The 18,167-nt window shown below is 44.6% G+C and carries 18 protein-coding genes; 13 read left to right on the forward strand and 5 right to left on the reverse strand.

Annotation, left to right across the window (positions count from 1 at the left end):
• The first annotated feature begins 32 nt into the window (after nucleotides 1-32).
• Together MKX40_RS13190 and MKX40_RS13195 are read left to right on the forward strand one after the other, a co-directional pair.
• The gene (locus tag MKX40_RS13190; RefSeq protein WP_339242165.1) at nucleotides 33-1,112 is read left to right on the forward strand and encodes an AI-2E family transporter; all 1,080 of its coding nucleotides are present in this window, start codon (nucleotides 33-35) and stop codon (nucleotides 1,110-1,112) included.
• Nucleotides 1,113-1,141: 29 nt separating this feature from the next.
• Nucleotides 1,142-1,540 (forward strand): Asp23/Gls24 family envelope stress response protein, encoded by a 399-nt coding sequence (locus MKX40_RS13195; protein ID WP_339242167.1) that lies wholly within the window; start codon nucleotides 1,142-1,144, stop codon nucleotides 1,538-1,540.
• Nucleotides 1,541-1,617: 77 nt separating this feature from the next.
• Here the strand turns inward: MKX40_RS13195 and MKX40_RS13200 are convergent, their stop codons facing one another.
• A complete protein-coding gene (locus MKX40_RS13200) occupies nucleotides 1,618-2,463 on the reverse strand; it encodes an AraC family transcriptional regulator (protein ID WP_339242168.1) in 846 nt (281 codons plus the stop codon).
• 201 nt (nucleotides 2,464-2,664) lie between these two features.
• Between MKX40_RS13200 and MKX40_RS13205 the strand changes: the two genes are divergently transcribed.
• The 3 genes from MKX40_RS13205 (at nucleotide 2,665) to MKX40_RS13215 (ending at nucleotide 7,010) form a co-directional block, all read left to right on the forward strand.
• Complete coding sequence (locus MKX40_RS13205) at nucleotides 2,665-3,669, forward strand: aldo/keto reductase (RefSeq protein ID WP_339242169.1); 1,005 nt, start codon at nucleotides 2,665-2,667, stop codon at nucleotides 3,667-3,669.
• Nucleotides 3,670-3,986: 317 nt separating this feature from the next.
• Nucleotides 3,987-5,528 carry an acyl--CoA ligase gene (locus tag MKX40_RS13210; RefSeq protein ID WP_339243043.1) on the forward strand — a complete coding sequence of 514 codons (1,542 nt, stop codon included), beginning with the start codon at nucleotides 3,987-3,989 and terminating at the stop codon, nucleotides 5,526-5,528.
• A 237-nt stretch (nucleotides 5,529-5,765) separates the two neighbouring features.
• Complete coding sequence (locus MKX40_RS13215; RefSeq protein ID WP_339242171.1) at nucleotides 5,766-7,010, forward strand: aminopeptidase; 1,245 nt, start codon at nucleotides 5,766-5,768, stop codon at nucleotides 7,008-7,010.
• Nucleotides 7,011-7,327: 317 nt separating this feature from the next.
• Here the strand turns inward: MKX40_RS13215 and MKX40_RS13220 are convergent, their stop codons facing one another.
• A complete protein-coding gene (locus tag MKX40_RS13220; protein ID WP_339242173.1) occupies nucleotides 7,328-7,786 on the reverse strand; it encodes a GyrI-like domain-containing protein in 459 nt (152 codons plus the stop codon).
• Between the two features lie 157 nt (nucleotides 7,787-7,943).
• Here MKX40_RS13220 and MKX40_RS13225 point away from each other — a divergent pair, with 157 nt between their 5' ends.
• Nucleotides 7,944-9,104, forward strand: a complete 1,161-nt coding sequence (locus MKX40_RS13225; RefSeq protein ID WP_339242175.1) for a leucine-rich repeat domain-containing protein — start codon at nucleotides 7,944-7,946, stop codon at nucleotides 9,102-9,104.
• A 49-nt stretch (nucleotides 9,105-9,153) separates the two neighbouring features.
• Here the strand turns inward: MKX40_RS13225 and MKX40_RS13230 are convergent, their stop codons facing one another.
• Nucleotides 9,154-9,786, reverse strand: coding sequence for a nitroreductase family protein (locus tag MKX40_RS13230; RefSeq protein ID WP_339242177.1), 633 nt, complete (start codon nucleotides 9,784-9,786; stop codon nucleotides 9,154-9,156).
• A 130-nt stretch (nucleotides 9,787-9,916) separates the two neighbouring features.
• Here MKX40_RS13230 and MKX40_RS13235 point away from each other — a divergent pair, with 130 nt between their 5' ends.
• Complete coding sequence (locus tag MKX40_RS13235; protein ID WP_339242178.1) at nucleotides 9,917-10,156, forward strand: hypothetical protein; 240 nt, start codon at nucleotides 9,917-9,919, stop codon at nucleotides 10,154-10,156.
• A 139-nt stretch (nucleotides 10,157-10,295) separates the two neighbouring features.
• Here the strand turns inward: MKX40_RS13235 and MKX40_RS13240 are convergent, their stop codons facing one another.
• Together MKX40_RS13240 and MKX40_RS13245 are read right to left on the reverse strand one after the other, a co-directional pair.
• Nucleotides 10,296-11,069, reverse strand: coding sequence for a M15 family metallopeptidase (locus tag MKX40_RS13240; RefSeq protein ID WP_339242180.1), 774 nt, complete (start codon nucleotides 11,067-11,069; stop codon nucleotides 10,296-10,298).
• 425 nt (nucleotides 11,070-11,494) lie between these two features.
• Nucleotides 11,495-11,857 carry an iron-sulfur cluster biosynthesis family protein gene (locus tag MKX40_RS13245; protein WP_339242182.1) on the reverse strand — a complete coding sequence of 121 codons (363 nt, stop codon included), beginning with the start codon at nucleotides 11,855-11,857 and terminating at the stop codon, nucleotides 11,495-11,497.
• A 167-nt stretch (nucleotides 11,858-12,024) separates the two neighbouring features.
• Here MKX40_RS13245 and MKX40_RS13250 point away from each other — a divergent pair, with 167 nt between their 5' ends.
• From MKX40_RS13250 to MKX40_RS13275, 6 genes are all read left to right on the forward strand, one after another.
• Nucleotides 12,025-12,609, forward strand: coding sequence for a TetR/AcrR family transcriptional regulator (locus tag MKX40_RS13250; protein WP_339242184.1), 585 nt, complete (start codon nucleotides 12,025-12,027; stop codon nucleotides 12,607-12,609).
• Nucleotides 12,610-12,762: 153 nt separating this feature from the next.
• Complete coding sequence (locus tag MKX40_RS13255) at nucleotides 12,763-13,185, forward strand: nuclear transport factor 2 family protein (RefSeq protein ID WP_339242187.1); 423 nt, start codon at nucleotides 12,763-12,765, stop codon at nucleotides 13,183-13,185.
• A complete protein-coding gene (locus MKX40_RS13260) occupies nucleotides 13,178-14,038 on the forward strand; it encodes an ergot alkaloid biosynthesis protein (RefSeq protein WP_339242189.1) in 861 nt (286 codons plus the stop codon). The genes MKX40_RS13255 and MKX40_RS13260 overlap by 8 nt, the downstream gene beginning before the upstream one ends.
• A 209-nt stretch (nucleotides 14,039-14,247) precedes the next feature.
• Nucleotides 14,248-15,222, forward strand: coding sequence for an ABC transporter ATP-binding protein (locus tag MKX40_RS13265; protein WP_339242191.1), 975 nt, complete (start codon nucleotides 14,248-14,250; stop codon nucleotides 15,220-15,222).
• Complete coding sequence (opuFB, locus tag MKX40_RS13270; RefSeq protein WP_339242193.1) at nucleotides 15,215-16,729, forward strand: osmoprotectant update ABC transporter permease/substrate-binding subunit OpuFB; 1,515 nt, start codon at nucleotides 15,215-15,217, stop codon at nucleotides 16,727-16,729. Before MKX40_RS13265 ends, opuFB begins: the two co-directional genes overlap by 8 nt.
• Nucleotides 16,730-16,779: 50 nt before the next feature.
• On the forward strand, nucleotides 16,780-18,126 hold the full coding sequence (locus tag MKX40_RS13275) for an NAD(P)/FAD-dependent oxidoreductase (protein WP_339243045.1): 1,347 nt from the start codon (nucleotides 16,780-16,782) through the stop codon (nucleotides 18,124-18,126).
• Nucleotides 18,127-18,167: the final 41 nt, after the last annotated feature.

The raw sequence follows: 18,167 nt of genomic DNA on the forward strand, positions 1-18,167 counted from the left end.
AGAGAAGAAATGTCCATGTGGAGGGGAAAATTTTGTTCAAAGGAAATACGTTTGTCCGGTTCAGTATCGCACTGGCGCTGATATTGGTTAATATCTATTTATTATCACGTGTGAGCTTCATCTTTCAGCCGCTTGTCACCATGATCACGGTCATTACCGTACCGATGATGTTGTCCGTGTTCTTTTATTATCTGCTAAGACCGCTTGTGAATTATATGGAGAAAAAGAAAATCAATCGTACACTAAGTATTTTGCTAATCTACTTGGTTATTGCTATTCTGGGTGTATTCTTCATCATTGGCTTATGGCCATCGTTACGTGAGCAATTGGTGAATCTGGTCGATAACGCACCGAATCTAATCAATTCATTAAGTGAACAGCTGAGAGAGCTGGAGCAGAATGGTGCCATTCAAGCCTTGTTCCCCGAGGGCTCAACACCTTTCTCTCAGATTACGGAGTATATCAACAAAGGATTTAACTTTGTGACCAACTATGTAAGTGGATTTTTCTCACTCGTTTCCAGTTTTGCGATCATCTTGTTTACATTACCGATCCTTTTGTTCTACATGCTGTTACAAGGTGAGAAATTTGGCCGTAAACTGGCCCATATCGCTCCAAAACGTTTCCAAAATGACAGCCGTGAAGTTGTGCTTGAGATTGATCAGGCCCTGAGTGGTTTTATTGTGGGTAGAGTCTTGGTAAATCTGGCGCTGGGTGTACTGATGTATATCGGTTTCCTGATTATTGGACTGCCGTACGCATTACTGCTCACAGTAATCGCGGTCATCATGAACTTTGTTCCGTTTATCGGAGCGATTGTGTCATCTGTCCCTATTGTGATCATGGGTCTCGTGGTATCGCCATCCGTTGCCATCTGGTCTCTGATTATTATTCTCGTCGCTCAGCAGATTCAGGACAACCTGGTTGCACCGTACGTATTTGGCAAAAAGCTGGATATTCACCCGCTTACGACGATTATTCTGGTCTTGGGTGCAGGGGACCTGGGTGGGATTATTGCCATCCTGATTATTATCCCGGTGTATATGATCGTTAAAATTCTTTTGGTTCGAATCTATACTATGTTCTTCAAGGACAAATGGCAGAATGCCTAGCATGTAAATTATTCGAAGGAGTGGAGCACATGTCTGAAATTATCGAAAAACCATATAACGAACCTGAATATATCGCACCTCAATCTGTTCAAATGGGTACCATTCACATCTCGAACGATGTGCTGTCCAAGATTGTGGGGATGGCCGCGCAGAGCACGAATGGCGTATCCTCCATGTCTGTGGGGCTGACTGAAGGGATTGCCAAAAGCATCAGCGGCAAGAGTCTGCAAAAAGGGATTGATGTGCACGTCAAAGACGATCAGGCGACCATCCAGCTGCGCATTAACATTCAATATGGCAACAAGATGCATGAGGTATGCCGTGAACTTCAACATAACGTTCAACAGGCCGTGGAGCAATTAGCGGGTGTTATGGTTAATGAAATTAAAGTGCAAGTCGTCGGCATATCCATGCAGGAGACGGTATAAACAAACGTAAGGAATAACGAATGTAAGTATTGAACAAATGCAAGTGATATCGATTGGCAAAAAACAGCACCTTCCCATTAGCAACTTAACTGGGAGGGTGCTGTTTTATGTTTGCGATAATAAGTGGGCGCTTCGCCCATCACTTTTTTGAACATTTTGGAGAAAAGCAATGCATCAGTGTAGCCCACCGAGCGGGCAATATCACCAATGGTCAGACCGGGATCAAGGGTCAATTCGGCTGCCCTGCGCATCCGGTAATGGACCAGATACGACTGGATACTGCTCCCCATCTGATCCTTGAAGAGAGAGCACAGGTAACTGCGCTGCAAGCCCACATGGGCCGCGATGGACTGAACGGTAATAGCATTGGCGTAGTTCATTTCAATAAAGTCCATGACCTGCGTTACGTATGTTTCCTTCGAATAATCCTGCATGGGTTGAAGATGCTCTGAGTTGGCCTGATCAATCAAAATGGAGAAAAATTGATAAAGCAAACCAGTCATACTGATCTCCCAGCCTTTGTGGGTGTGTCGCGAATTAATCATTCGATGCAGACAGGATCGCATCTCGTCATCCTCATTGCCCAGCTCAAAAATCGGGTGATGCTCAGACAGACAAGCCTGCTGTAAAAAGGTTTGGCTATTGCTACCTTGAAAAGCAACCCAGCTGTATTCCCAAGGGTCATCCTGATCTGCTTCGTAATGAACAACAGAATGCGGAACGATCAGAAAACCTTGACCTTTGTGCAGGGTGTATGTTCTGCCTCCTACTTCGAAGGTGCCTTTGCCATTCAAAATATAATGAATTTTGTAATAGTCTCTCATGGCAGGGCCAAAGTGATGACCTGGTGTACAGGCTTCCGTACCATAATGAAGGAGCTGAAGCTCCTGAAAATGATTGCTTTTAAACATATATGTAATCAAGGGTATTCACTCCTGTACGATTTCATCTCATCTTGCATTTTAACATATTAATTAGATTAAAAGATCAATGATTTAACATTCGTTGGTATAGATAACAGTCATTTTTCCATATGGTTATAGTGAAATGCCATATCGTTTTGCCCGAGAAATGACTAAGATTAGAAGCAGCAAGGCAAACCTTACAGGAAAGTGAGAATAACGATGCCCTATACTGCGAGTGAACAACGATATGATGAGATGAAATATGTACGTTCCGGTAAATCCGGAATCAGACTGCCGCAAATTGCGCTGGGTCTATGGCAGAACTTCGGTGGTAACCGTACGTTGGATATTCAGGAAGAGATGATTTTGCGTGCCTTCGACCTCGGAATTAACCATTTCGATCTGGCGAATAACTATGGTCCACCTCCAGGATCAGCGGAAGAGAACTTTGGTGTGATATATAAAAAACATCTGCGTCCTTATCGGGATGAGCTGCTTATTTCGTCAAAGGCTGGCTATCACATGTGGAATGGACCTTATGGCGAATGGGGTTCCCGCAAAAACCTCATTGCGAGCCTGGATCAAAGCCTTGGCCGGATGGGACTGGATTATGTAGACATTTTCTATCATCACCGTCCAGATCCGGATACACCTTTGGAAGAGACCATGACAGCGCTGGATCATATCGTGCGGCAAGGTAAAGCACTGTATGTGGGGTTATCCAATTATAATGCAGAACAGACGCAAGAAGCGGTGACCATTCTCCGTCGTCTGGGTACGCCGTGTCTGGTTCATCAGCCGAATTACTCCATGTTGAACCGCTGGATCGAAGACGGTTTGCAGGACGTACTGGATGAGCAGGGCGTAGGTTCAATAGCATTCTGTCCACTCGGCCGCGGCCAGTTGACGAATAAATATGTCGACAAGATTAAGGAAGAACGAGCCAATCCAACAGGCAATTTGAAAAAAGAAGCTTATACGGACGAACGGATTGCCAAGTTCGATGCGCTTCAGGCGGTTGCAGAAAGAAGAGGTCAGACGATCTCTCAACTGGCTCTGAACTGGATCTTGCGCGGTAACCGTGTAACCTCCGCACTGATTGGTGCAAGCCGTGTGTCCCAGATCGAAGAAAACGTAGCTGCGCTCAAGGCACCGGACCTGACAACGGAAGAGTTGAATGAGATCGAAAGCATTCTTGATGGCATGGGTAATTATCCGTGGTAACATACACAGTATAGCTGTGTGAAAATTATAGTTAGACAAAGATTATGGTAATAGAAAATTAATATGAAATGGTGCCGTCCTGATAACCAGGAAGGTGCCATTTTTTTATATGTCATTTTCTTTATAGGATAAGATCTATTATAATAGTTCATTAATTGACCTATGTTTATTTTTTTGGAATGAGCCTAGTTCATAGCACCTGGTCCTAGGATTTAGGGTATAATATATAGAAGCTTTACATTTGAACTACGAAGGAGAGGCTCCATTTGAACTTTGAACAGTGGATTTCGCCTGAAAGCTATAACCTGACATCCGAGATGGAGAATCATCCATCAGACCGGATTGCACTTAGATGGCTCAGCGATCAACGAGAATTGGAAGAGATCACGTATGGTGATTTGTTCAAGCAGGCGAATCGTCTTGCTGGAGGTTTGCGTGAACTAGGACTGGTGAAGGGTGATCGGGTGCTGGTCATGGTACCACGCCGTATCATTGCCTATGTCATTTACATTGCTTGTCTTAAATTGGGGATTGCCGTTATTCCGTCCTCTGAGATGTTACGGGCTAAAGATCTGGAATATCGTCTGCGTCACTCTGAGGCGCGGGCTGTTATTGTATGGTCCGAGACAACCTCGGAAGTGGAAAAGATGGACGCGGATCTGCCGTCACTGGCACATCGTATCGTAGCATCTCCTAATGGTGAAGTTGGCGTACCTGCTGAAGGTTGGGTCAATGTGCATGAGTTAATGCAAAATCAACCTGAAGAGATGGCTGCAGTGGACACTCACCGTGATGATACAGCTATTCTTGCCTATACTTCGGGCACAACAGGTAATCCCAAAGGAGTTGTACATAGCCACGGTTGGGGATATGCCCACCTGCGGATCGCTTCTTCACTATGGCTGGATATTCAGCCTTCAGATACCGTATGGGCAACAGCGGCACCTGGCTGGCAAAAATGGATCTGGAGTCCGTTCCTGTCGGTACTCGGAAGAGGCGCGACCGGACTGGTCTACAATGGATCATTCCAACCCAAGCGTTACCTGGAATTGATGCAGGAACATCAAATTAATGTTCTATGCTGTACACCAACCGAATATCGGTTAATGGCCAAAGCCGATGATCTTGGACATTATGATCTGTCCCATCTGCGCAGTGCTGTTTCAGCGGGTGAACCGCTCAATCAGGAAGTCATTGAAATCTTCCAGCGTCACTTTGACCTCACTATTCGAGACGGATATGGACAGACCGAGAGCACGTTGTTGATCGGCAGTCTCAAAGATGCGCCTGTACGTATTGGTTCGATGGGTCAGTCGATTACACCTGGGTTGATTGAAATCATCGATGAAGAGGGACAACCTGTACCTGCGGGTGAAGTTGGAGATATCGCGGTACACAAAGAGATGCCGGCTTTGTTCCGATCCTATTATCAGGATGAGGGACGGAAGGAAGCGAGTCAGCGTGGCGATTATTTTGTAACAGGGGACCGTGCACGTAAAGACGAAGAAGGTTACTTCTGGTTTGAAGGTCGCAGTGACGATATCATCATCAGTTCGGGTTACACCATCGGACCATTTGAAGTGGAAGAAGCACTTATGAAACACGCCAGTGTGAAGGAATGCGCGGTGGTTGCAAGTCCGGATGAGATCCGTGGCAATGTGGTGAAAGCTTTTGTTGTACTGCGAGATGATTCACTGGCTTCACCAGAACTGATGCGTGAATTGCAGCACCATGTCAAAGAAATTACAGCACCTTACAAGTATCCACGCAAGATCGAATTTGTTATGGATCTGCCGAAGACCAACTCTGGTAAAATCCGCCGGATTGAGTTACGTGAACAAGAAAAACGTAATGTATAAATCATTTTGTATAAAATTTTGGAAATTAAGTCTGCGGAGTGAAAGAGAAGGATTCGATTCTGCAGAAGCGAAAGCGGTCGTATTTGTCTCCGAATTTTAACCTTTGAAAAATACGATGAAGAAAATTTGGAGACAACGACGATCTAAAGAACGATCCTTCGCTGTAACGGCCAATCAGCAGATTCCAAGTCACTTGCAAACCATGTCATAATATATGAAACAGGAGTGAACACAACCATGAGTCAATTTGAACAAACCTTTGAAAAGTCATTGGAACAATACGCGGAACTGGTTGTCAAAGTCGGTGTAAATATTCAAAAAGGACAGGACTTGCTCGTCACTGCCCCCATCGAATCGCTTGAATTCACACGTTTGATTGTTCAAAAAGCGTATGCAGCCGGAGCGAAGTACGTGCAAGTGGAATTCGATGATGATAACATTACCCGCAGTCGTTTCGAACATGGCTCGGATGACAGTTTTGACTACTATCCGGCCTGGAAAGGCGACATGATGGAGAAGTTCGCTGAAGCCGGCGGAGCAACATTGACGATCAAAGTACCTGACCCGGATCTGTACAATGGGATTAATTCGGACAACGTCTCCCGTGCGACTAAGGCTGCTGCTCAAGCACGTAAAGGATATTCCAAATATACACGTAATCATGAAATTAGCTGGTGTTTGATCAAAGCACCGACCAAGGCTTGGGCGAACAAAGTGTTTGCCGACATCCCGGAAGAAGAACGAATCAATGTGATGTGGGAAACCATCTTCAAAATGAACCGTGTTGATGGCCGAGACGCCGTACAAAATTGGAGAGAGCATCTGGATACCCTGAATACCATGAGTGATCTCCTGAACCAAAAGAACTATAAGAGCCTGCATTACCGTGCGCCAGGTACAGACCTGAAAATCGAATTGGTTAACAATCATATCTGGGGCGGTGGTGGCAGCGAAAATAAACAAGGCGTATACACGGTTGCCAATATGCCGACTGAAGAAGTATTCACCATGCCTAAGCGCAGTGGGGTGAACGGTTATGTTAGCAGCACCATGCCTCTGAACCTAAACGGGCAACTGGTTGACCAGATGAGAATCACCTTCAAGGACGGACAAGTTGTTGCCTTTACGGCAGCATCTGGTGAAGAGCATCTGAAGAACCTCTTTGCCACGGATGAAGGAGCACGTTATCTGGGTGAAGTGGCACTCGTGCCTCATGACTCCCCGATCTCCAACTTGAATCGTATTTTCTATAATACGGGCATTGATGAAAATGCATCTTGCCATTTGGCTGTGGGAAGTGCGTATCCATTCAACATGAAAGATGGCACTACGATGTCTAACGATGAATTGTTGAAGCATGAGTGCAATGTGAGTCTGACCCACGTCGATTTCATGATCGGTTCCGCAGAGCTGGATATCGATGGTGAGTTACAGGATGGCACAATCGAGCCGGTATTCCGTAAAGGCAACTGGGCATTTTAATTTCTAATCTGGCTATATAACTTGAACTAAAGATTATTTACACTGACACTACGATGACAAAATAACCTTCCAATCGCTGTTATCACCGGATTTTTTTTTGATTCCCTTTTTCGAAGGGGAAATTCCGGGGATAGCGTATGCTTCCGATGCAGCTTTCTTTCAGAAAGCTTTTAGGCGAACGCTTCGCTTTTTCAGGTTTTTTCTGTCCTCTCCGTTATCGTGTAAATGATTAGTTCAACTTATATAGTATTAATAGTATTTAATCGAGAAAGTGACTTCAACTTGAAGTCACTTTTTTCGTTTTTTCATAACATGGATTACACAGGCCTCACAGGCACACATATTTCGCACCAATGCTGATGGAGCAGTTCCCATCGATACCGTTCAATAACTGGTTTGTTGTCCATCACATAACCACTTGCATGCAAATGGGGAATGATCACATTCCAAGCCTGCTGAATATCTTCTGCCGTATGTCTCACCTTACAGATGAGATAGTCTCCGCCTGATAACTCGCCAATCTCAACTATGTCATCTTCCAGACGTTTAGATTCCGTGATAACAATACAGGCATCATATCTACATTCTTCGGGTGGTGTGGTAGTCGGGTCATCTTGGGGGATGCCCAGTAATGTTGCTGATTCATGAAGCAATTGGTTTTTGTCTGCCCATTGTTTGAGTGTATTCATCGCTTGGGCATTGGCCGGACCGTAAGGCCCCACTTGTCGAACATAGGCAAGGCGACACGACGGGAGGTTTTCGATATACATTTGCATGGAAATCTTCCTCTCAATATGGTTTTCTCTTACATATTGGATGCTAACATGGTATAAAAAATATTGCATAATGAATTGATTCCCCGTACCAAAACTCGTAGAATAGGAAGGATATGTTAAAGGATGTTTTAAGAGAACAGGAGGGGAAGAGTGAGATATGGATATCACCTATGCCTTCACGGATGAACGGTTCAGGCAAGTTGTGTTGGATCGTTTTTGTAATGAGAGGGGATTTATTCAGGAGAGTGATGTTCGTGAGGTTGAGACATTGCAGCTTTCAAATCACGATATTAGTAATCTGGACGGGATTGAGTATTTCAAAGGTCTTCAAGAGTTGGATTGTGCCTATAACCAATTGACGGGTCTGGATCTTGCTCAGAATCACATGCTCAGGACGTTACGTTGCAGAGAGAATCAGCTTCTTACTCTGGACCTCCACTCCAATTCAGAATTGCAGGTACTCGATTGCAGCTTTAATCGACTTCGCCAATTGGATCTTTCTCATAATTCCAAACTTGTCACGCTGGAGTGCCATTGGAATATGTTGTCGGAGCTGGCTTTGGAGCGCCTTGAGCAGTTGGAGGAACTGAGCTGCAGTTATAATGCTCTTTTCACGCTTGAGCTTGAACACAATATACACCTGCGGCGACTGGATTGCGCTAACAATTACATGTTGGATCTCGATGTATCCGGCTGTCCAAACTTGCTTGAACTTCGATGTAATCACAACCATATCAAACAGCTGGATCTTACTTTAAATCTGGCTCTGGAGAGTATCCGTTGTTTTAACAACCATATTAGCAAGCTGGATCTTCGTCATAACGTGCAATTAAGAGAGCTTTATTGTTCCGAGAACAAATTAACCGAGTTGGATTATAGCGTTAATCCCAAGCTGGAGAGACTGCAATATGCAGACAATCTGATTTTTGAATCCAATCATGAAGTTCAGGGGATGGGTGTGTTTCAGTATGACGCATCAATGTCCAACTATCAGATGCGCTTACATATTCAGGATAAAGAACTGGTAGTCACTGCACAGGTTTCAACCAAGGCTGAGATGGAGGAATTGTCTCCATATATGGAAGCGACGTGGGATCGATGGGACATGCTTCAGGAGCAGGCCCTTAAAACCATTGCCGAGGCCCATCCGGACGAGGATATCAGTGAATTGGTTTTGGCTGATGCAGAATTTCAGGGAGATCGTTACCTTCGATTGGGATATGATGCGGGGGATACACCTGCTGGTCGATTGTACATATACGCGGAGTTTGACGATGAATTTCATATGTTGGACACATTAATCTATGAAACGTATTAAAGCCACGAAACCGTGGCTTTTTGCTTTGTTAGTTTGGCAGGTTATCTGTTTATTCAGCGTGCATTTTATTGAAGCTAACATATTCATTGATTGGTTTACGGTAACCGCGCGGACGTTGTTTGGCTTCCGACTTTTTGCCGATGGTAATCAACATAACCGGTACGTAATGATTAGGGATATCCAAGCTTTGTTGTAATTCTTCTGCGTCAAAACCAATCATTGGACAGGTGTCCCAACCGCGATCTTGAGCGATCAGCATCAACTGCATGGCAGACAGGCTGGCATTGCGAATCGCATCCTCACGTTGGAAGAACCTGCCGCGAGATTCGTAAAATTCGGTTACACTTTGGGATTCTTGCTCATATTGGAACGGAGTGAGGGCGCCCAGATTCAGCAAACCTTCGTTAATGGTGCGGATATGATGGTGTGCGTTGACATCGCCCAGAACCACGATGACCGCAGAAGCTGTTTTTACTTTATATTGCTGGGAAGCTTCATAAACTTTCTCTTTCTGTTCCTCGTCTTTGATCACAAGATAGTGGGTGTGTTGCAGGTTAAAGGCAGATGGTGCAAATTTGTTCAGGGCAAACATCTCTTGCAGTTCAGACTCCGAAATCTCAATTCCTTCTTCAAAAATAACAGCCGACCTGCGGTTTTTAACCAGGTTCTCGAACTCACTCATGATGGTTTCCCTCGCTTATGTATGATTTATAAAATTACTATAACACACTTAGTTACTTTATGTAAGTATTATTTTTGAATAAGACAAGGATTGCCTGCCATACGTTAAAATAAAACACTAGAGGTGATTCATGAAAGCTCTCATCACAAGATTTAAGGGAGGGCATGACCCGCATGAATTTCGGGTATATGTGATCCAATCTTCAACGTTGAAACGTTTTGTCATTATGGAGATTATTTTGGGTTCAATCGTGTACAATGTCGCACTGTATTTGTGCCATAATGCACTACTTGCTGGCGCAGGCTCTTGGGCTGGAACTGAAAGTCTGAAGAGATTGCCACTGGTCTTTAGGAGAATCGTTGGGACGTGATGATGTGTTCAAAATGAAAAAGATTGAAATTGAAGATGGGGCCACTATCGGCCCCATCTTCAATTTCAGCCTTGATATCTATATTCATCCTTCTTTTATCTGATCAAATAGCTGACTAAAGATAAGGTAGATACCTACCTTATTTGGCTCGTTCCAAATATTGCTCCAGCGTAAGTTTCTGATTGGTAATTTCACCAGCAATATAGACTCCGACATAACGTACATGCCATGGCTCATAGGAATAACCCGTTAATTTCTCTTGATCTTTGCCATAACGAATGATGAATCCGTATTTGTGGGCATTGGCTTTTAGCCATTTGCCTTCTTTGGTGTTGCCGAAGCTTTGCTGAAGATCATAACCGGCGGAAGCGCTGGAGATATCCATTGCAAGACCCGTTTGATGTTCGCTTTGTCCTGGACGAGCACTTGTTTTATTGGCAACAGCTTCACCTTTGATGCTGGCATTCCGGTCAAAGATTGATTTCTGAGTCGCATAAGAGCGATAACCAGACACGGCTTTGATATCAATGCCGTCTTTTTTGGCAGCGGCAAATAATTTTTCAATTGCGGTTGCAGCCACTTTACGCATCTGTTTCTTCGGACTTGAGCCTGAGAAGCTAAAAGGAATATTAGGTACAACCAAATCTTGTGGTGCGTAAGTTGAAGGCAGATTTCTCTTTTTATTGACAAGCACAACTGTACTGGAAACATTGGTCACGGTTGCCACATTTTTGATGGTTTTGATCGTACGACCAGGTGCATTATCATGCAGAAATTGAGTGAAGCTGGAGCTAGCAGCAGACGCGACGGGATTCAGGTTTGAAGTGATGGGAAACGTAGTAAAAGCAGAACCTGCTACAACAGAGCCTATGAGAATTGTAGATATGATGGATTTACGAGTAAAAGGTTTCATGATGTGTGTTCCTCCTCGGAATATATGAATCTATATACCGAGTATACTAGAGGATTATATCCATAGGTTCTCTAATTGTTTCCGAGTTGTAAACAAAGTTTGCTATAAAATCTAACTAGAGGGTATTTACCCTGCCACTTTGATGACAGAACGACCTTCCGATCGCTGTTATCCCCTGATTGTTTGATCAATTTATAATGGTGAAAATCCGGGGATAAAGGCGAGCGCTACGCTTCTTCAGGTTTTTTCTGTCCTCTCCGTTTCGTGTAAATATTTAGTTTATCTATCTTTTATAGAGTCTTTTTTGCAACTCTGATAAGAGGTATATAAAGAAAAGAACATTAAAAGCCGTTGCATTAGTAGATGCAACGGCTTTTGTTGTGAAGAGATAATGCTAGATTACTGCAATTATGCTGGAGACTGGGTTACAACATGCAAGCGTCAGATCCACCGGAGCTTCCCACAGTTACGGCACGGGTATCGCGCACACGAACATTACCGCTGAGCACGCCGGAGTCACTGCTTAATTTGAAGGAAGGATAATTTTCTTCTGTATCCAGCTTCATGTGTTGTTCCAGGTTCAGTTGCTGTTTCGGATCAACATAGAACGGAACCAGATTGGTTTCAATCTGAGCATCAAGAGCCGCGAGTTCATCGACAATGATAATCGCGATAACTCCGTTACATCCGCAACCTTCCAGATCATAGATTACTTTGAAGTATCCAGGTTGATCATTCAGGCTTTCCGTCAATCGTTTTGCAGCCAGGTCTGTAATTTCAATATACATATGGGTACACTCCTTTATATGTGGTCGTGGTTATAAGTGGTAAAAGAGCTCATTCAGCTTCTATTCTCATTATACCACTTTGTGAAAAATCAAAGCATTTATTTTCTTGACTGATCAGTCTGGAAAAGGTATTCTTTATTTAATGAACAGGGAGGTGAGGTCTGAAATTGGGAAGAGCCAAGGAATTTGACACGGAAACTGTTCTAAGAAAAGCAACGTCCGTATTTGGAGCGTATGGTTATGAAGGTACATCTTTGAGCTTACTGCTGAGTGAACTTGGCATTGCGCGGCAAAGCCTGTATGACACATATGGAACGAAACATGATTTATTTGTCTCTGCGCTTAAATTCTATATTCAGCAGAAGACAGAAGCGGGCATCAGACTATTAAACGAGTGCACAAGTGTGAGGCAAGGCATGGCAGAGTTGTTCAACGAAGTGATTAACGTGCTCACAGACGATGAACGTCGTAATGAATGTTTTATCATTAATAGCGCGGTGGAACAGGCACCACAAAATCACGAAATCGCATCCTTTATTCAAACCACTAATCAACAAATGGAAGATGTTTTTCATATTGCGCTGTTACGAGGCCAGAGGAATGGTGAATTGAAGCACGCAGAGGAAGAATTGCCTGGGCTTGCCCGTTATCTGAATTATTCCCGACTCTCATTGACCTTTACGGCGAAGAGCGGTGCAAGTGTAGAAGCGCTGCGAGATTTTGTACAAATGACTCTAAAGGCTATGGATTAACGATTCACATGATTTGAGCATGAACCTTCATAAATGTTTTTTTGAAAATGAACGCGTAAGGCGTTTATTTTTTAACTTTTATAGACTGATTGGTCTGAAAAAATTCGCCAAACAAAACTGAAGGAGGAAGTAAGGAGGACACAATTTCAGCAGTTGGAAGCAGATAGTATACCGCATCAGATCATGCACGGATTTACTCAATTGTTACTGGAAGGAAAACTGGAACAGTGGTTGAACCTATATACATCTGAGGCTATCTTCGAATTCCCATATGCACCAGCAGGATATCCTCAGAAACTGGAAGGCAAAGCCGAACTTGCGAATCATGTTCATAATCTGTTGGGGATGATTGAAATCCAGCAGTTTTCTGAACCGGTAATCTTGGCCGATTCCACGAAACAACAGTTTGTGGCTGAATTTACTTGTACAGGGCGCTCATTAGTTACAGGCAAGCCATACAACCAAACCTACATTTCTGTGGTGAGCCACAAGAATGGAAAAATTACACATTATAAAGACTATTGGAATCCGATGATCGTAATTGAATCGGACTTAGGAGGAAGTAAACATGAATAATGATAAACCGGTGACACTGATTACAGGGGCTAATGGAAAAACAGGAAGCCGTGTTGCGGCTATACTTCAAAAGCAACAATATCCGGTGCGCTTGGCAGGAAGAACTAAAGCATCTCTTTCTGGTTCTGGTGATAACTATGTCTATTTCGATTGGTACGATTCCGATACGTATGCTCAGGCATTGAAAAATGTGAACCAGGTGTACCTTGTCGTGCCAGTCATGGACATGAATCCAGAAGACGTCATGATTCCGTTCATCAAGGAAGCATTGTGGAGCGGCGTTAAGCGATTTGTCTTGCTCGGCAGTGCTTCGATCGACGAGAATGGTCCCATATTTGGCAAAGTACATCAGTATTTAAAAGCGCATGCTCCCGAGTGGGCTGTTCTCCAACCATCTTATTTTATGGAGAATTTTACGGAGGGACCGCATCGGGAGACGATGAAGCAACTCGGTAAAATCTACAGTGCTACGGGTGACGGGAAAATCGGTTTTGTCAGCGCAGATGATATTGCAACTGTTGCCTTCCGAGCACTTACAGATGTTATTCCTCATAATACAGAGCATATGATTACAGGGCCGGAGACGTTGTCCTATGGGCAGGTTTCCAACATCATTAGTCGTTTACTGGGTCAGTCCATCCAGCATGAATCTTTGTCCGACGATGAACTGAGGAACAGCATGATTCAAGCCGGGATGCCTGAAGACTATGCAACAGCTCTGGCAGGGTTGGATATTGCCATCCGTGAAGAAGGCCGCGAAGATCAAGTAACGGATACCGTGCTGAGATTGACGGGGAATGGCCCAATCTCAATGGAGCAATTTGTTCAAAATCATATGGCAGTATGGAATTAATGGAAGAAACATATTGTAATTAAAGAGAAGACGGTGCCTAGTGCCCGTCTTTTTGCCTGTCTACCAGCATGTTGACATCGTTGATTGAAATATGGATCTATGCATAACCACAGGCACGACGGACAGCAGTGATTATACGAACACACTTTTGGGGAAATAGATGAGAATGAATGTTTGATAAAGGTTTGATAAAGGGGCGAAGAGAGCGGATGATTCAGTTCGAAAATGTATCAAAACAATATCCTGATGGAACTACGGCTTTGCGTCAGGTTAACCTCAACATTAACAAGGGAGAATTGTTTGTCATGATTGGTCCGAGTGGATGTGGCAAAACCACCATGCTCAAAATGATCAATCGCCTGATTGAGCGAACAGATGGAGCAGTGCTCATTAATGAACGCTCAATTGATGAATACAACATTCACGAATTGCGCTGGAATATCGGATATGTGCTGCAACAGATTGCACTATTCCCGCATATGACGATTGCCGAAAATATTGCGGTTGTTCCTGAGCTGCGAAAATGGAAGTCAGATCAGATCAAGCAGCGCGTACATACGCTACTGGACATGGTTGGATTGCATGGAGATACGTACAGTGAGCGCAAACCTGCCGAACTATCTGGTGGACAGCAGCAGCGAATTGGAGTGTTGCGTGCACTCGCTGCCGATCCCGAGATTGTATTGATGGATGAACCATTCAGTGCACTCGATCCGATGAGCCGTGAGAAATTGCAGGACGATATTCTGGATATCCAGCGCCAGATGAAAAAAACAATTGTGTTTGTCACCCATGATATTCAGGAAGCGATGAAGCTGGGTGATCGCATCTGCATTATGAAGGATGGACAGGTTCTGCAGGTAGGCACCCCGGAAGAACTGATCCGACAGCCAGCTAATGATTTCGTACGTGAATTTGTTGGAGGTCCTGATGCGGACACGAGTCCACCATTCGTATTTGATCTGGAAACCATCATGTCACCACTCTCACCGGGTCATGTGCCAAAGTCAGCTAAAACTGCCGTTCCCGTATCAACTACCTTACCGGAGTTGGTTGAGATTATGAGTTCTCACGACCATTTGCTGGTTGAACGTAACCGACAGATTATTGGCGAGATCAATCGGGCAGATCTGATGAAATACTGGTCTGAACAGTTACAGGAACGAGGTGAGGGACATGAGTAGATTCACGGAGGTGTTCAGCGAGCGTAAAGGCCAATTATTGTCTGCTCTTCTGGAACATATTCAGATCTCTTTTATCGCATTGTTCTTCGCTGTCCTTATCGCCATTCCGCTTGGTATATACCTTACACGCAAACCAAGAGTCGCTGAACCCATTATTGGGATTACAGCTGTGTTGCAGACTATACCATCCCTGGCGCTTCTCGGATTACTCATCCCATTGTTTGGTATAGGAACACTTCCTGCAATCATTGCACTTGTGGTGTATGCGCTGCTTCCTGTACTCCGCAATACGTACACAGGCATATCCGAAGTTGATCCTTCCATGGTCGAAGCGGCGAATGCAATGGGCATGAATAGTCGGCAACGTCTAATCAAAGTGGAACTGCCACTGGCGATGCCTGTCATTATGGCCGGAATTCGGACGGCTATGGTCCTGATTGTAGGAACGGCGACACTTGCAGCCTTGATCGGCGCAGGAGGCTTGGGTGCATTAATCTTGCTGGGTATTGATCGGAATGATACCGCACTGATCATCCTTGGAGCTATTCCGGCAGCATTGCTGGCTATTTTGTTTGATGTACTACTGCGTCAGTTCCAGCGGTTATCCTTCAAGAAAACGCTGGTTACCCTTGGTTCGCTGGCTCTAATCGCAATACTTGTGATTACCATTCCCTTCGTGGCACGTGGAGGGCAGAAGGATCTCGTAATTGCTGGCAAACTGGGAGCTGAACCGGAGATTCTGATTAACATGTATAAATTGCTGATCGAAAAAGAAACGGATCTGACCGTTGAACTTAAGCCCGGATTAGGTAAAACACCATTCCTTTTCAACGCACTCAAGTCGGGTGATATTGACATCTATCCCGAATTTACCGGGACAGCGATCTCCGAATTCATGAAGGAAACAGCAGTCAGCACCGATCGGACAGAGGTGTACGAACAGGCAAGAGATGGAATGCTGAGCCAGTTCAACATGGTGCTGCTGAACCCTATGGATTACAACAATACGTATACGTTGGCTGTTCCAAAGAGCATCGCAGATCAATACAATCTCAAGACCATTTCGGATCTCAAACCGGTAGAACAGCAAATGAAGGCAGGTTTCACGCTGGAATTCTCGGATCGGGAAGACGGTTACCTTGGTATTCAGAAGAAATATGGAATTGAATTCCCGAACGTTGCAACCATGGAACCGAAGCTTCGCTATGGAGCTGTTCAACGAGGCGATATCAATCTCGTAGATGCTTACTCCACCGATAGTGAGTTGAGACAATATGAACTCGTCGTGCTGGAAGATGATCAGGAATTGTTCCCGCCGTATCAAGGTGCGCCGATGCTTCGTCAAGAAACGGCAGATCAATATCCACAACTGGTTGAGGTGCTGAATCAGCTTGCTGGCAAAATTACGGACGATGAGATGCGTCAGATGAACTATGACGTGAACGTAGAGGGAGCGAATCCTGAACAGGTGGCAGCAGAGTACCTTAAACAGGCTGGATTGCTGTAACTTCAGGCATCCCTGCAATAGATGTATCAAAAGCATGAGGAGGAACCATGATGACACAAGAAACTTATGACTTGATTGCAATTGGAACAGGAAGCGCGGCAAGTTCTGTCATTACCCGTTGCGCTGAAGCTGGCTGGAAAATCGCTGTAATTGATGAACGTGAGTTCGGCGGAACCTGTGCACTGCGCGGCTGTGATCCCAAGAAAGTGCTGGCCGGAGCCGCGGAGCTGATCGACTGGAATGAACGGATGCAAGGGAAAGGTATTCAGGGACAGGCGACCATCAACTGGTCTGAACTTATGGCCTTTAAACGCACCTTTACCGAGAGCATACCTAGAGCAAGTGAGGATAAATTCAAACAAGAAAGAATGGATACGTTCCATGGTAAAGCTTCATTCGTCGATGAAGACCATATTCAAGTGGGAGAAGAAGTGCTTCATGGCAAACACATTCTGATTGCTACTGGTGCAAGACCTGCGCCACTTGAGATTGAGGGATCAGAGCATCTGATATATAGTGATGACTTTCTGGATCTGGAACAGCTGCCTGATCGATTAGTGCTGATAGGCGGTGGATACATTGCATTTGAATTTGCGCATATTGCGGCCAGAGCCGGGACGGAAGTCCATATCCTGCATCGGAGTGAACAGCCGCTGAAATCATTTGATGCGGAACTGGTTGAATCTTTAATGCAAAAATCGAAAGAGATCGGCATTCATGTTCATTTGAACGCAGAGGTGAAGTCCGTACGGCAAGAGGGGAACGCCTATATCGTTCATGGCACACGCAATGGTGCAGATCACCAGTGGCAGTGCGGACTTGTCGTTCATGGAGCCGGGCGTATTCCCAATGTGGATGGGCTGGAATTGGAGAAAGGCAACGTTAGCTACAGCAAAAAGGGTATTACGGTGAACGAGTATTTGCAAAGCGAAAGTAATCCGAGAGTTTATGCTGCTGGCGATGTAACCGATACGAAAGGGTTGCCTTTGACCCCGTTAGCAGGTCAGGAATCCCGGGCAGTATCGTTCAATTTGTTGGAGGGAAATCAACACAAACCCAATTATAAAGTGATGCCTTCCATTGTGTTTACTGTCCCAGCACTTGGTTCTGTAGGGATGAGCACGGAACAAGCCAAAAAAGAGGGCTATGAGGTGCAGGTAAATGATATGTCGAAATGGTATACTTACAAAAGAACTCATGAAAAATTTTCCATGGCCAAAGTGGTGATCGACAAATCAACCGGTCGCATTCTGGGTGCGCATGTACTCGGGGGCAAGACAGAAGAATTGATCAACCTTTTTGCAATGGCTATTCAGTTCGATCTGACTATCGATCAGTTAAACACCATGAATTTTGCATATCCTACTGCTGCATCGGACCTGGGTTCTCTAGTGTAGAAATGATGATAAAAGCCCCTTGGGACGGAAGGATGAAAATA

The organism is Paenibacillus sp. FSL R5-0517 (assembly GCF_037974355.1).
Lineage (GTDB): Bacteria > Bacillota > Bacilli > Paenibacillales > Paenibacillaceae > Paenibacillus.